Origin of the sequence: Cyclobacterium amurskyense (assembly GCF_001050135.1) — a bacterium.
Taxonomy (GTDB): Bacteria; Bacteroidota; Bacteroidia; order Cytophagales; family Cyclobacteriaceae; genus Cyclobacterium; species Cyclobacterium amurskyense.
This window is the reverse complement of the sequence record NZ_CP012040.1, coordinates 619,391-632,572: the sequence shown is the minus strand read 5'-3', so window position 1 is coordinate 632,572 and position 13,182 is coordinate 619,391. Positions and strand designations below refer to the sequence as shown.

Sequence of the window (13,182 nt, the reverse complement as noted above, 5' to 3'; positions counted from 1 at the left end):
CCAAAGATCACATGAAAGGACAACTTATATTATTCTTACTTCTGCTACTTTCTTGTACTCCCGCCAAGGAGGACAATCAACTTAAACAGCTTGAGAATGAAATTCGCAACCTAATGGATTCAGTAGAAGGAGACTTTGGTCTTGCCTTTAGGTTATTGGATGATGCTGACAAGGAATTGTTTATAAATGAAAAAGAGGTGTTTCATGCGGCCAGTACCATGAAAACTCCTGTGATGATCGAACTTTTTAAGCAGGAGAAGGCTGGTAATTTCTCATTACAGGATTCCATAGTGATTCGAAATGAGTTTAAGAGCATTTTGGATGGCAGTACTTTTAGCATGGATCTGAGTGTAGACAGCCAAGAAGCTTTGTACAGTAGAATTGGTGAAAAAGGCAGTATCTATGAGTTGATGTATGAAATGATAGTCAACAGTAGCAATCTGGCCACAAACCTATTGATTGAAATGGTAGCTGCGGAAAATGTAAACCAAACCATGCGGGATTTGGGAGCAAATGACATACAAGTTCTCCGTGGAGTGGAGGATTTGAAAGCTTATGATGCAGGATTAAGCAACACTACAACTGCACTGGACATGATGTTGGTCATGGAGGCCATAGCGGAAAATAAAGTCATTGGGGCAAAGAACATGATGGAGATTCTTTCCGACCAGCATTTCAATGGTTTGATTCCTAAATACCTGCCCAAAACGGCAAAGGTGGCGCATAAAACTGGATCCATAACCGGAGTACAGCATGATGCTGCAATTGTGGATTTGGAAGATGGTTCTCGTTATGTTTTGGTTGTTTTGAGTAAAAATCTCCAGGATGAAGAGGCAGGGAAAGCCTGCATTGCAAGGGTTAGCCAGTTGATTTATGCTTATGTGACAGAACATTAAAGGAACCGCTATCGGGCTTGCTTTCAGTTTATTCCTTTCCTAAAAAACCAAATATTATTTTAATTAAATATATTTTTGGTATCTTTGCGCCTTATTTCCTAAGTGGAAATTGCCCAAATGCCCAATTTTTTAAATTCATTAATCATTCATTTAAAATTTCACCTATAATTCAGACCCATGACACAGGCCTTTTACAACTTATTCAAACCCAAAGAAGCCAATTTAAAAGATGAGGTTCTTTCTGGTTTAACTGTTGCCCTGGCTTTGGTTCCAGAGGCGGTAGCCTTTTCCTTAATTGCTGGGGTGAGTCCTTTAGTTGGCTTGTATACCGCTTTTATTATTGGTTTGATCACCTCTATATTAGGAGGTAGACCTGGAATGATATCTGGAGCTACAGGAGCCATTGCAGTAGTCGTGGTAGCTTTGGTTGTAGACAAAGGAGTGGAATATCTTTTTGCTGCAGTAGTATTAATGGGTTTAATTCAGATCCTTGTAGGCGTGTTGAAACTGGGTAAGCTTATCAGATTGGTTCCTCACCCTGTAATGTTTGGCTTTGTTAACGGATTGGCGATCATCATTTTCACAGCGCAATTTTCACAATTTAAAACTGTCAATTCACAAGGTGTTGAAGAATGGATGACTGGTACACCATTGTACCTAATGTTAGGCTTGGTGCTTGTGACCATGGTCATTATCAAATACCTTCCCAAGTTGACAAAAGTAGTACCTTCGGCCTTGGCTGCTATATTGACGGTAACCCTAATTGTTATTTTTGGAGGGCTCGATACACGGACGGTTGGAGATATGGCCTCCATCTCAGGTGGTTTGCCAAAATTTCATATTCCACTAGTATCCCTTTCAATGGAGACTTTTTGGATTATTTTACCCTATTCAGCGATAATGGCAGGAGTAGGTTTGATAGAAAGTTTATTGACATTAACCCTTGTGGATGAGATCACCGAAACCAGGGGAAGTGGCAATAAAGAATGTATTGCTCAGGGTGTAGCAAACGTTACTACTGGTTTCTTTGGTGGAATGGGTGGATGTGCCATGATTGGACAATCACTTATCAATGTAAACGCAGGTGGGCGAAATAGACTTTCGGGGATAGTAGCTGCACTAGGTTTACTGACCTTTATATTGTTTTTCTCTTCTTATATTGAAATGGTGCCAATGGCAGCCTTGGTTGGCTTGATGTTTATGGTAGCCATAGGAACGTTTGAGTGGGCTTCATTAAGGGTTTTTAGAAAAGTACCCAAATCAGATGTTTTGGTAATGATCCTTGTTACACTGGTTACTGTGTTTTTACATAATCTTGCCCTTGCCGTATTGATCGGAGTGATCATCGCAGCATTGGTATTTGCCTGGAAAAATTCTAAAATGATTCGTGCTAGAAAGAGGATTGACGAAAAAGGTGTCAAACATTATGATATTTTCGGTCCTCTGTTTTTTGCATCAGTAACTGCTTTTGGTGAGAAATTTGATCCATTAAATGATCCCGATGAAATCATCATTGACTTTGAAGAAAGTAGAATAGTTGATCATTCTGGATTGGAAGCTGTGCATAAAGTGACCGAGAGGTACAATAAACTAGGAAAAACGGTCTATATTAGACACCTTGATACTTCTAGTAAGGCATTGCTACACAAGGCCAGTCCTATAATTCATGTGAATTACACAGAAGATGACCCTGAATTTGTACATTCAGATGAAAAGACATTGAAATAAGATTTTTGATTTTAAGATTACAAAACCGGGTTGAATTATTCAATCTGGTTTTTTTATTTTTCAGAGAGTAAGTTTTACATAATTGGATCACCTTGGCAAGATCTGTAATTTTGAGCTGATTAGGAGTCAAAGAAAAGAGTAAATCCTATCCAACATTTATCTGACTTTACTTTTTTTATAGAGCTAGATCTGATTTTTGTACTGTCGATATCTTGCTTATCAAGTGGATAGCTATGGATTCTAGAAATTAGGGAAAATCATCAATTTGGGTTTTAACAATCGTTTTTAACAAAAAATAAAAGAGATTGTTTGCATGAGATTTAAAATTTTAGTTAATTATATTCTTCTATAATTCCAAAAGAATATATTAACCCATTAGTCAAATACAGACATGAACAAAACACTCTTATTTTGTTCCTTAATTTTCTTTTTCTCCTGTGGTGTAGAAACCCAGGAGATAGAGGAAATTCCCATGGAAACTTTTCGTGATGAAGTTAAGGCCACCCCAGTGAAGGTAGGGCAATCACAAAGAAAGTCCTTTGATTACCTGATCAATGCTTCAGGGAAAATAGAAGCGGAAAATCAAGTAATGTCCATAGTGGAAAGAAGTGGTTACCTAATAGAACTCAAAGTAGAGGAAGGGCAGCAGGTGAAGAAAGGGGATATTATCGCATTACTCGATAAAACAGACAGCGAGCTTGAGTGGGAGAAAGCACAAGTGAGCCTTCGTACTGCCAGTGCAGAGTATGAAAGTTTAAAAATAGTTTCCTCGGTAGAGACCACCTTTTCCGAAAACCTGGACAAAAATTCCAGAGATGAATTTTGGAGAGCTTCCAGTGGATTGTTGGCTGCTCAGATTGCTGTAAGGGAAGCTGAAAATAATCTCGCTAAAACAGAAGTCAAAGCGCCTATTACTGGAGCAATAGCCGACTTGAAAATTAAAAAAGGCAGTCTAGTCAATGCTGGAGATGAAATTTGTTTGGTATTAAGTACCCGTTCACTGGAAATGAAAGTTAAAGTTTTGGAGTCGGACATCTCCTATGTTAAAAAAGGGCAAAAGACGGAGGTTTATCCAGTATCAGGAACAAGCGATAGTGAAAGAGAAAAAATTACTGGCACCGTCACAAGCATCAATCCTAAGGTGGATGAGAATGGATTGGTGCAGGTGACCATAAAATTAAGTGCAGGTGGAAGTCTTTTGTCAGGGATGAATGCGAGGGCAGTGATTAGAGCGCCACAAAACAATAACCTTGTGGTCCCTAAAGAAGCAGTGGTTTATCGATCCGGTCGCCCGGTGGTCTTTACCATTGATAATAATGAAGCCATTTGGAATTATATAGAAGTAGGGAAGGACAACGGAAGAGAGATTGAAGTATTGGATGGATTGGAAGCTGATAAAACAGTTATTGTAAGTAATAACGTGCAGCTAGGACATCAGGCAGCAGTGCAGATAACAACTGATTAAGCTATGGTAAAATTTTTACTTTCAAGGCCGATTGCAGTTGGAATGACCTTTCTGGCATTGCTTATTTTTAGTATCATTTTGTTTCGAACATTGCCAATTTCATTGTTGCCTCCTATAGATGTTCCACAAATTGTCATAAAAGTAAACTATCCCAATTCCTCCCCAGAGTCCATTGAGCAAAATGTGCTCAGTCCTATCCGGGAAGGCATGGTTACCTTAAATGGCCTACAAGACTTAGAGAGCAAAGCAGGTTCCGAAGTAGGGGATGTTCGTTTGACCTTTGATTTTCAGACAAGGATGGAATTGGCTTATATTGAAGTCAATGAAAAAATTGACAGACTGACCAACAACCTTCCACAGGATATGCCCAGACCACAAGTGGTTCGGATCAATTCCAATGATATTCCTATTGTTCGCTTGCAGGTAATTCCAAAAGAAGGGGTTGACTTCGCTGAAGTATCCTTGCTCACAGAGAATGTGATCAAAAAGAGGCTGGAACAATTGGAAGGTGTGGCCCTTGTGGATATTAATGGTAGACAAGAAAAGGTGATTACTGTCACACCCAATAAGCCCTTGATGAGTGGTTTGGGGCTTAGAGAAGCAGATTTAATTAGGGCCATCAATGATGGGAATAGTGAATTACCTGGCATAAGTGTGGAGGATGGACAGTTTAGGTATTTTTTACGTTTGGCTAGTAAACTTGAAACGGCTGAAGATGTGGGGAATCTTCCAGTACATGGACCCTCAGGAAATATTGTCACCCTCTCAAAAGTAGCAACCGTTGAACATACACTTTCAAAACCTACTGGTTTTCACTTGTTTCAAGACAAAGAAGGACTGGTAGTTACTGTTCACAAACAAACCTCTGCCAAAATGAATGAAACCATGCCGCTGATCTATGAGGCAGTGGAATTGTTCAAGGTGGATTATCCACAGGTAGATTTTGAATTGACACAGGACCAATCTTCCTTGTTAAATGCAGGGATTAATAACCTTCAAACCAGTTTGCTTTTTGGGGGATTGTTTGCCTTCGCTATTTTGTTTGTCTTTATGGGCAATTACCGGACGCCTATCATCATTGGAATAAGCCTTCCTTCTTCCCTTGTGATTAGTTTTATGGTCTTTTATTTCTTCGATATTTCCATAAATGTTATCTCATTGAGTGGGCTTGCCTTAGGGCTGGGAATGCTAATTGACAATGCCATTATCGTTTTGGACAATATCAATCGAAAGCGTGAGGAGGGTTTGCCCTTGTTTGAGGCTTGTGTAAGTGGAGTAAATGAAGTTCAATCTGCGCTGATAAGTTCTGTTTTAACCACATTGGCCGTATTTGTTCCCTTGGTGTTTTTAAGTGGTGTGGCAGGAGCCTTGTTTTATGATCAGGCGGTCTCAGTGGCAGCTATACTATGCGTTTCTTTACTGGTAGCATTTATTTTGCTTCCATTATTGTATTTTCTATTGTTTAAAAACAAGGAAAAAAGTGCTGCAAAAGAAGACAGTCGCCTGTTCAAAGGACTGCTAAAAGGATACAAGAAAGTTTTCCAGGGATTGTTTGCTCATCCGGGCTGGTCTTTGATGTTTTTGTTTTTGTTGATTCCACTTCTATTGGGTACTGTCAAATTCTTAAAAGTTGAAGGTTTGCCGCCTATCGAAAAATTTGATGTGCTGATCTCTTTGGATTGGAATGAGCCAATTGATGCAAGCCAAAATAAAGACCGAATTCAAAGTCTATTGGCTCAGTTGGAGGGTAATTTCACAGTTACTGAAAGCGATTTGGGCTTAAGGCAATTTATCTTGTATGAAGGAGAAAATGCCATTCAGCAAGCGGATCTTTACCTGATGTTTGCTGATGATGAAGCCAAAGAAAGTGTCAGCAGACAACTTAAGCGTTTTTTTCGTCAAAATTACCCTCAGGCCAGTTTAGCAATAAATGATGCGCCCAATGCATTTGACCAGCTTTTCAATTCAAACCGGCCTTATTATGAGGTTAGGTTGAAGAATTTAGAGTCCAAAAGACCTATAAAAGCAAGTCAAATGAATCAATGGATGGAGCAATTTCCAGTTGAGACTTGGACCAAAGGCCCAGGTTTGCAGGAAGGATCTTCTGTAATTTTTAAAACAGATCTTGAGAAGTTGGCATTGTATGGTCTGGAAGTAAATCAATTGATCACAAGCATAGAACAATTATTTGGAAATTATCTGATTACCGATATCCGGCAATTTGGTGAAATTATTCCCATTCAATTAAGAAATGACCAATTGGATTTTCAGACCCTTCTGAAAAGTAATTATATCTACGGTGAAGAAGGCATAGCCTACTCCTTAAATGAGTTCATTACTTATTCCTACGATTCACATTACAAATATGTAACTTCTGACAGGTATGGGATCTACCAATCCCTAAACCTCGATGTCTCGGAGCCTACAAAGCATGAGGCGGATATTCGTTCTTGGGGTACGGAAAGAGACCTTGCTGTTGATTTTGCAGGGCAGTACTTTCAGGATCAGGAAACCATCAAACAGTTAATGGGTATCTTAATGATATCCATTCTATTGCTGTATTTCATTCTTGCCGCTCAGTTTGAAAGCTTCTTACAACCCCTTATTGTTGTTTTCACTCTTCCTTTGGGAGTAGGAGGGGCTTTTTTGGTGCTGTGGCTTACAGGTACTTCGCTAAATGTAATGTCAGCCATAGGGTTAGTAGTAATGCTTGGGATTATGGTCAATGATGCTATTCTCAAGATAGATACCATTAATCGGCTTAGGGCCATTTATCAGACCAAAGATGGAATGGAGACCAGAGTAGCACTTACCATGGCCCTGTACCATGCAGGGGAGATAAGGTTGAAGCCTATTGTAATGACATCAATCACTACTATTCTTGCCCTTATTCCGGTGGTTTTTAGTGCGGGATTAGGTGCTGATTTGCAAAGGCCATTGGTTTTCTCCGTAATCGGTGGATTGACCATAGGAACATTTACCGCTTTGTATTTTGTGCCATTGGCCTATTGGTTTCTGTCAGGACAGCGAGGGGCAATAAAGTTTTAATCCGCGTTTGAAGGCATTGAAAAGTAACGCTGCTTAGCCATCATAAATGCTTATTTTGGCGGTATATTGATTGTATTTGCCACGGGGAAAATAACCCGTGGCATCAAAAAAATCACGATTTAACCCGGATTATGTAATAGGATTTCCTGGCCCTGACGATAGTCAGGGGTGATGCCTGTCCCGTGTTTACGGGAAGTGTTGCAATCGCAAGAAAATAGCACCGCTATGGTGAAATTGAAAACAGCAACGAAGTGGCTGATATTAAAGCGATTTCAGCACGTAATAGAATGTCTATTGCATATTTCGGGGTTAATCGAATAGGTGTTGCCTTTTTTGAGATATAGGTTTACCCTTTTTTCAATTCTATAACCGTAATCTCAGGCCAGATTCCCACTCTACCGGCAAAGGCATGGAAGCCAAAACCTCTGTTTACATAAAGGTATTTGCCTGCCTGTTCAGCTATTCCTGCCCAGTTGGTGTAGCGGTATTGTGCAGGGCTCCAGCGGATAAAAGGCGTCTCTATACCGATCTGCATGCCATGGGTATGGCCGCTAAGGGTAAGGTGAATATTTTTAGGGTGGTTTTTGACTTGTTCATCCCAGTGGGTAGGGTCATGAGAAAGCAATACTTTAAAAGCGTCGTCAGGGACATCTACAAGTGATTTCTCAAGATCCCCTTTGGACTGGAAGCCCAGGCCCCAGTTTTCTACACCAAGTAAACTTATCCTTTGACCATCTTTTTCGATAATTCTGTTTTCATCCAGCAAAAGATCGAAACCCATCATTTTGTGCTTGCCCTTAAGGGATTGAAGGTTTTGAGCTTTGGCTTCTGGACTTGGCCAGGAGGTATAGTCTCCATAATCATGGTTGCCCAATATGGAAAACTGCCCGTAGGGAGCTTTTATCTGAGAGAAAATATCAATCATGGGGTCAATTTCATCTGCCTTATGATTGACAAGGTCACCTGTAAATACAAAAAGGTCAGACTGCTGGGCTGCTGCCATGTCAGCCCCTTTTTTCACTGCAGCATAATCCTTAAAACTGCCAGCATGAATGTCTGACAGTTGTGTTATGGTAAAACCATCAAATGCCTCAGGAAGATCTTTAAAATAAAGGGTTTTTTTGATGGTTCTGAAATCGTATTTGCCTTTTATGATGCCATAGATAAATCCAGTCATAGGAATGGCTGCTACGGCAAAAGCAATCTGGCTTATGAATTTTCTTCTAGAAGCCATTAGTGAACCATTCTCGTTTGTAGCGCCTGTCGCATAACTGTATACAGTACCAATTACCCTAATCAAATCTTCTCCAAATAGAAAAACAATGACGGTTAGTTGTGTGACAAGGATGACCAAAAACAAATTCAAGGATTGCTGAGAAGAAGGTGATATTTTGCCTTCTTGCATAATAGTATAGAAAGTAAAGCCTAACCATACAGCTATTGCTCCAGTTAAAATCCAATAAGTTGTTTTCCCTAGGGTTAAATAATCTGCAGGTAAAATTGCTTTAATTCCCTGGTAAACGTACCAATCTAAAAAAATCACAATTGATAGTAGAGTAATAATAAATAAGGTGCCTCCCACTTTTTTCATAAATAGTTTAAGTTATCCTATTAAACTGAAAATCATGTAAAAAGGTTAATAAGATTTTGTTTTGCTTATTTGGTTTTAGGGAAACAGGGGATTCTTTCTAAAATGGGTGAATGCTAAGAGTGGTGTGTAGGGTGGAGGGTTTGAGGTTTTCTCCACCAAAGGAGCCATGTACAGGAAGCGTGTTTTCTGGAAGAAAACTTGCGGCAAGGGGGATATAGTGCTCGTCGGCCATTAGTCCAAGGCTTGGATCCAATCCTACCCACCCGGCACCTGGTAGGTAAGTTTCCACCCAAGCATGGAGCTCATGGCCTTCCTCCAATTCTGGATTGAAGGCGTAACCACTGACAAATCTAGCTGCTAGGCCTACATGTCTTAACATTTCTATTAACATGAATGAGAGGTCTCTACAGGATCCTTTTCCTGCAGCAAAGGTCCTGGCTGCTGACCATAGGTTTTCTTCTTCTCGTATAATATGGTGCCAATCTGCATGAATGGCAGCATTCAATTGTGTCAGAAACTGGATAGGATCCTTGGTCCTCAGTTTTTCAAGCGCATAGCTTTTTAATAAATTGTTATTGCTATGAGTCAGGTAAGGTTGGAGGATAGGCAAGTTTTTTTGTTGGTAAGAAAAAGGAATGTCAGCTTCCGGATTGAAATTTTGCAGGAACCATTGGTCCATAAGGAAGAGGAAGGGGTTAAAGTGACTGGTGTTTACCTCAAAATCGACTTTAATCACCATGTTTTCCGTCTCCCCTGTAAACCAGGCTTGGTAATAGGGATTTCCTTCAATGCTGTACCTTTCATTCACTCCCTCTGGTTTAGGGTCTATATCCAGTTTATAGGCATTGATTTCCAGGTAATTTCTCTGAAGTGGTTTGAGATAAAAATGATGCGGGTTTAACCTTACAGATTTTTGGTATTCATAAGTTGTGGTGTGTTGTATTTTCAGACGCATAATTGCAGTTTGTTTAAATTAGAAAAAACAACATTATTCAAGCTCACTCACTTTTTTCAAATTCTTTTGGTGAGAAAGCTTTTTCTAAGACTTCTGTTGGAAGGTTATGGATCGCTTCTTTTAATGAGTCGTTCCAGAATTCAGATAAATGATTTAACTCATGCTGCTCAAATCGGTTTTCTACAACATTGTAGGTGTCATTTTCTAAAATTACAGTGTCTATAGGGTAGTCAACATCATTGGCACTTATTCTAGTTGCATCGAAAGCCAAAAATGCACTTTTTAAAGCGAGCAAAAGTGGCTCATCGTACTTTAGAGACCTTCTTAATACCGGGTTGCCGAATCCAGTGTTGCCAATAATGACAAAAGGTGTTCCCGTTCTGATTTCTATCCAATTTCCCTGAGGGTAAAGTAAATAGAGTTTGGGTTCCTTGTCTTCTTCAAGCTGTCCGCCGATAATTGAGAACAAATTGAAAGTAAAGCCTGAATTTTCCAATGAGGCCATGTCTTCACCAGCCACACGCTTTACCTGATCTGCAAAACCATTAACTGCCTTATAGAGCTTGTCATAGCTAGCGTCATTTTTCTCAATCAATTCTCCAAAATAGGTAATGGCTTTGTCTCTTACAGAGCGAAGACCAGAGGTCATTATAAAGAAAGAGTGGTTTTTTCTGTTTACAGTATATACTTTTTTTGAGGTAGTGGTTTCATTACCTGAAGTGATTCGAGTGTCTGATAAACCTACAATTCCGTGTTTCGTTTTTATTCCAATGCAGAAAGTCATTCTTGATCCATAGTTTGGCTGGCAAAGTTATCTTTTATTTGGAAATAATTGTCGTTTATTTTATTGGAGACATTATTAATTTTTATTTGAAGCTGTTCGATGTATTCGTGTAATCCACTGGAAATAATATCGTTGACATCATCGAATTCCAGTTTTGATCGCAATTCTCCCATTGCTTTCTCAGCACTATTGGAATATCCCTCTCCATTTGACTTGGAAATCTTATAGAGACATTGTTCGGCTTCTTTCAAACAAAAAAAGACGGACCTAGGGAAGAATTTATTTAATACCAGAAATTCCACCACGCCTGAAGGAGAGATATTGCCATAGAGTCTTCTATAAGTATTGAAAGCAGTAACAGACTTTAGCAAAGCCATCCAATGAAGGAAATCCAGTGGAGAGCCTACTTCTTCAGCAGAAGGGAGTAAGATATGGTATTTGACATCCAGTATACGTGAAGTTTTGTCTGCCCTTTCCAGGTACTGTCCCAGTTGTCGGAAATACCAGCCCTCTGTGCGTGCTACGGTATTGTCTGCAAGTCCATACAATAGTAAGATCTTAGATTTTACTTCTTCGAAAAAATCTCTTGGATCTTCTTTTTTCCAGACTTTCGACTCAGAGGCCTTGTTTACAAAATGGTAGGTTTCATTTAATTTTTCCCAGGTTTCCTTGGTGAGATTTTCCCTAATCATCCTTGCATTTTCTCTTGCTTGGGACACAGAGGAAATGATAGAATTAGGATTGCTATGATCAAAGGCCAAGAAATAGATTACCTCCTTCATCTTGTAGGAATTGTTTCGGGAAGTATAAAGTTCATGATCACCGGTCGCCATAATTAGGGGCTCCCATTGTTCTTTTAAATCAGGAGGTAAATCCAACATTAAGTTGAAATTAACATTAATGAATCGGGCGTAGTTTTCAGCGCGCTCCATGTACCTGCCTAGCCAATAAATTGAATTTGCAACTCTACTTAACATATCGTTTGTTTATTTTAATACAATACCCAGGTGTCTTTGCTTCCGCCACCTTGAGAACTATTGACTACAAGTGAACCTTTCTTTAATGCTACCCTTGTAAGGGCTCCGGGAATAACTTCTACTTCATTTCCATACAAGACATAAGGCCTTAAGTCCACATGCCGACCTTCAATGGTTTTGTTGTCTACAATTGAGGGAACAGTAGAAAGTGAAAGTGTTGGTTGGGCAATGTAATTGGTAGGATTGGACTTGATCAACTGCCGGAATTTTTCATGTTCTTTAGCATCTGCTTTTGGTCCAATCATCATGCCATATCCTCCCGCTGCATTTGTTTCTTTTACTACCAAGTCTGAAATGTTTTCTAAAACATGGTTTCTATCCTTTTCTTCCCTACAAAGGTAGGTTGGTACATTGTGAAGTATAGGGTCCTGATCTAGGTAATATTTTATTATTTTAGGTACATAGGCATAAACAGCCTTGTCATCTGCAACACCTGTTCCAGGCGCATTGGCCATGGCAATATTGCCAGCCTTGTAGGCTTCAAAAAGCCCGGGGATTCCCAGCATAGAGTTGGGATTGAAAACCTGTGGATCCAGAAAAGTGTCATCTATCCTTCTGTACAATACATCTATTTGTTCTAAACCTTGTGTGGTTTGCATGTATACCTTCTTGTCTTTTACAATTAGGTCCATTCCGGATACAAGCTCTGCCCCCATTTGCTGAGCAAGGTAAGAATGTTCGAAGTAGGCGGAATTGTAAACACCTGGTGTCAATACTCCAATAACTGGCTTGGGTTTGTCAGAAAGAAACTGAAGCATGTCCAGGAGTTTGGTAGGGTAATCTGAAACAGGTCGAACTCCGAGTTTGTTGAATAAGTCAGGATAGGCCCGTTTGATGATTTCACGGCTTTCCAGCATATAGGATACACCTGATGGACAGCGAAGGTTGTCTTCCAAAATGTAAAACTCCCCATTGTTATCCCTTACTAAGTCTGTACCCGTAATATGGCACCAAATCCCTTTAGGTGGCGTAAGACCCATACATGGCTTTAGAAAATCCTTACTTCCTAAAATTAAGTCCGTGGGGACAATCTTGTCTTTAAGGATTTTTTGGTCGTTATATATGTCTTGTAAAAATAGGTTCAAGGCCGTAATCCTTTGTTTGAGGCCTTCATTGATGGTGTGCCATTCTTTTCCCGGAATAATTCGTGGAATAATGTCCAGGTGGAGGATTTTTTCTAAACCTTCTTTATCATGATAAACATTGAAGGTCATTCCCATGGCCATCTGGGCCTTGTCTGCCGAGAATTGCAATTGGTTAAGCTTTTTTGCCGAGGTATTCTCAATGAACGCTCCGAGACTGGAATAATGTTCACGCAATGTCTGATGTTCATCATACATTTCGTCATAAAAAGAATGTTGGGGTTCGTGGTTTACGTTCATTTTGCCTAATTAAAACAGTTGGATCAATGACTTAAAAATTATAGAAGTTATAAAAATTAGGTATAAAATTTTAATTATGCAAATAATTGGAGGTCGTTATTAATTTTTAAGAAAAATGTACTTTGGCTTTGGATCACTACTGATTAAATGTTCTGTTAGGTGGTTAGCCTAAAGTCCGAGTCCAGTTCCAAGTTGATCTTCTTCCTCTTGGGAAGCTGATCGATTACCAAATTGAGTAGCTATTGGAAGCTATAAATTTAATGCTTAGGTAAAGTTGTAAATTCAAACAACATGTA

The 13,182-nt window shown here is 39.5% G+C and carries 9 protein-coding genes; 4 read left to right on the top strand and 5 right to left on the bottom strand.

Annotated features, from left to right (window positions below):
* The first annotated feature begins 11 nt into the window (after positions 1-11).
* The 4 genes from CA2015_RS02460 (at position 12) to CA2015_RS02445 (ending at position 7,137) form a co-directional block, all read left to right on the top strand.
* Positions 12-896, top strand: a complete 885-nt coding sequence (locus CA2015_RS02460) for a serine hydrolase (RefSeq protein ID WP_048640456.1) — start codon at positions 12-14, stop codon at positions 894-896.
* Positions 897-1,073: 177 nt separating this feature from the next.
* On the top strand, positions 1,074-2,624 hold the full coding sequence (locus tag CA2015_RS02455) for a SulP family inorganic anion transporter (RefSeq protein ID WP_048640455.1): 1,551 nt from the start codon (positions 1,074-1,076) through the stop codon (positions 2,622-2,624).
* A 391-nt stretch (positions 2,625-3,015) separates the two neighbouring features.
* The gene (locus CA2015_RS02450) at positions 3,016-4,089 is read left to right on the top strand and encodes an efflux RND transporter periplasmic adaptor subunit (RefSeq protein ID WP_048640454.1); all 1,074 of its coding nucleotides are present in this window, start codon (positions 3,016-3,018) and stop codon (positions 4,087-4,089) included.
* Between the two features lie 3 nt (positions 4,090-4,092).
* Positions 4,093-7,137, top strand: coding sequence for an efflux RND transporter permease subunit (locus CA2015_RS02445; RefSeq protein WP_048640453.1), 3,045 nt, complete (start codon positions 4,093-4,095; stop codon positions 7,135-7,137).
* A gap of 346 nt (positions 7,138-7,483) precedes the next feature.
* On the opposite strand, the gene CA2015_RS02440 is transcribed toward CA2015_RS02445, so the two are convergent.
* The 5 genes from CA2015_RS02440 to CA2015_RS02420 form a co-directional block, all read right to left on the bottom strand.
* Positions 7,484-8,728, bottom strand: coding sequence for a metallophosphoesterase (locus tag CA2015_RS02440; RefSeq protein WP_048640452.1), 1,245 nt, complete (start codon positions 8,726-8,728; stop codon positions 7,484-7,486).
* A gap of 97 nt (positions 8,729-8,825) precedes the next feature.
* Positions 8,826-9,683 (bottom strand): transglutaminase family protein, encoded by an 858-nt coding sequence (locus tag CA2015_RS02435; protein WP_048640451.1) that lies wholly within the window; start codon positions 9,681-9,683, stop codon positions 8,826-8,828.
* Positions 9,684-9,726: 43 nt separating this feature from the next.
* A complete protein-coding gene (locus tag CA2015_RS02430; RefSeq protein WP_048640450.1) occupies positions 9,727-10,467 on the bottom strand; it encodes a peptidase in 741 nt (246 codons plus the stop codon).
* Positions 10,464-11,444, bottom strand: a complete 981-nt coding sequence (locus CA2015_RS02425) for an alpha-E domain-containing protein (protein WP_048640449.1) — start codon at positions 11,442-11,444, stop codon at positions 10,464-10,466. Before CA2015_RS02425 ends, CA2015_RS02430 begins: the two co-directional genes overlap by 4 nt.
* 14 nt (positions 11,445-11,458) lie before the next feature.
* Positions 11,459-12,886, bottom strand: a complete 1,428-nt coding sequence (locus CA2015_RS02420; protein WP_048640448.1) for a circularly permuted type 2 ATP-grasp protein — start codon at positions 12,884-12,886, stop codon at positions 11,459-11,461.
* Positions 12,887-13,182: the final 296 nt, after the last annotated feature.

What these genes read in the sequence shown, in the direction of transcription:
- CA2015_RS02460 (WP_048640456.1), top strand. Translation starts at nt 12, where the DNA reads ATGAAAGGACAACTTATATTATTCTTACTTCTGCTACTTTCTTGTACT.
- CA2015_RS02455 (WP_048640455.1), top strand. Translation starts at nt 1,074, where the DNA reads ATGACACAGGCCTTTTACAACTTATTCAAACCCAAAGAAGCCAATTTA.
- CA2015_RS02450 (WP_048640454.1), top strand. Translation starts at nt 3,016, where the DNA reads ATGAACAAAACACTCTTATTTTGTTCCTTAATTTTCTTTTTCTCCTGT.
- CA2015_RS02445 (WP_048640453.1), top strand. Translation starts at nt 4,093, where the DNA reads ATGGTAAAATTTTTACTTTCAAGGCCGATTGCAGTTGGAATGACCTTT.
- CA2015_RS02440 (WP_048640452.1), bottom strand. Translation starts at nt 8,728, where the DNA reads ATGAAAAAAGTGGGAGGCACCTTATTTATTATTACTCTACTATCAATT.
- CA2015_RS02435 (WP_048640451.1), bottom strand. Translation starts at nt 9,683, where the DNA reads ATGCGTCTGAAAATACAACACACCACAACTTATGAATACCAAAAATCT.
- CA2015_RS02430 (WP_048640450.1), bottom strand. Translation starts at nt 10,467, where the DNA reads ATGACTTTCTGCATTGGAATAAAAACGAAACACGGAATTGTAGGTTTA.
- CA2015_RS02425 (WP_048640449.1), bottom strand. Translation starts at nt 11,444, where the DNA reads ATGTTAAGTAGAGTTGCAAATTCAATTTATTGGCTAGGCAGGTACATG.
- CA2015_RS02420 (WP_048640448.1), bottom strand. Translation starts at nt 12,886, where the DNA reads ATGAACGTAAACCACGAACCCCAACATTCTTTTTATGACGAAATGTAT.